Source organism: Acaryochloris sp. IP29b_bin.137, from assembly GCF_028285745.1.
Taxonomy (GTDB): Bacteria; Cyanobacteriota; Cyanobacteriia; order Thermosynechococcales; family Thermosynechococcaceae; genus Acaryochloris.
In genome coordinates, this window is the sequence record NZ_JANQOP010000304.1 from 1 (window position 1) to 1,658 (window position 1,658).

1 protein-coding gene is annotated in these 1,658 nt (G+C 43.8%); it reads left to right on the forward strand.

The window, feature by feature from the left end; genetic code table 11:
* Window positions 1–1,180: 1,180 nt before the first annotated feature.
* On the forward strand, window positions 1,181–1,658 hold a 478-nt coding region (locus Q0991_RS21260; RefSeq protein WP_299492336.1), incomplete at its 3' end, for a hypothetical protein.

The following is a 1,658-nucleotide window of genomic DNA, read 5'->3' on the forward strand; positions in this document are numbered from 1 at the left end:
ATTGCTGTTATCGATTTACCACGATCCAACTCCAGTAGCGCTGTAGCACGCTTGAACTGTTTAACGCCCATCGTCCCTTTGCGCAGCAACGCTTCAAGGTAATGGCGGTCTGTTGGACTTAACTCTAATGGCTCTTTAGGCATTGGTATGCTCTTCGCTCAAATATATAGCTTATTCGCAAAGAACCCTACAGAGGTGTAGCACATTATTTAATTTACGCTGTATTAGCGATAAACCGGGGTAAAGGAACTATATCCATTGTGAAAGATAGAGTCCTATCGGACATCGGAGCGTGGAAGCCGCTTCAAAACTGGGCCGCCCGTTACTAAGTATGGCTTCCAGCCGTTGCGTGACACCTCGTTGTAGTGTCGCTACCTTGAGGCCTTTACAGAGCAGAAATTGTCTTTACAAGAAATTTAAAAACCGTTACTCAATTAGACCAACCAAATGGTATATTATTGCAAATCAGTCTTAATAACGGTACCTTCAATCTTCCCTATCTCAAGGAGAGTGAAATTTACAATATTGGTGCTAAACGCGGGGGATGCGTGGAGATTTTTTGGACTCAGATGTTGTTCTTCCAGGCAAAAATTTACCTTTGATTGATAATTCTCTTTCTTGACCAATAGGTTACTTAACCTTGCAATAACTGTATTAGACTTTTCTTCTTTTGTTTTTATCCTTTGGGAAACGACTTAAGCTCGCCCAGGATATTTACAGATAAGGGAAAGGTCATAGTGCCATACTAACTATATGGTCAAGTCTGCGTCGAATTAGGTCATATTTGCATTCTATTGCATAAGCTAATTAGGTTTATTCTCGATAAGGATTTGCGAACATGCTCTCTAAAACAATCAGTTCTGCTTCTTCAACTTCACTCTTCAAACGTGATAAATGCTTAGTCACTCTTGATAGAGGCATTCACGATGCCTGACCAAGTGTTTAGCAGTAGTGAAACTTTAGCGGTGCTGAAGTTGTGCTGAGCAATATTCAAGTCTTTGCATTGGTTGAGAACGTCTAATTCTCCCAATGTGTTCAATGCCAATCAATCTTTAGCCTTATCTACCAAGCCACTCCTTAGCCCTAGTGGTCCTTGTTAGGCATGGCTAAGGAGGTATCCAGCAGTTTGAGGACATTCTGCTTTTTAAACAACCCAAACAATAATGGAGACGGTTTTTCTATGGTTCTCACCAATGATTTTGAAGATGGAACGACCCAGGGATGGGGGATTGGCAACTCAGCAACCCATCCGAATCCTCCCACAAATGTTGACTCCGGTGGACCGAATGGAGCTGACGACAACTTTTTGCAGACCCAGGCCATTGGCGGCGCTGGTGCCGGTAGCCGTCTAGCATTCTTCAATAGAGGTGCAGAGTGGACAGGAGACTACACCACGGGTGGTGTCACTGACATTACTGCATCCGTGAACAATCAAGGGAGTAGCAATATTGATCTCAGGGTTGCCATAGATGGCGCTGGAGGACGTTTTGTCACCACTGAAGTGATTACTCTTGCCCCTGACAGCAGTTGGCAAGATGCCACCTTTAGTATTGAAGCGACAGATTTAACTGCTGTCGGGGGTACAGATGTAGCTGCCACTTTGAGCGATGTTTCAGAAATCCGCTTTATTAATAGCCCCACACCATCCTTTCAAGGCT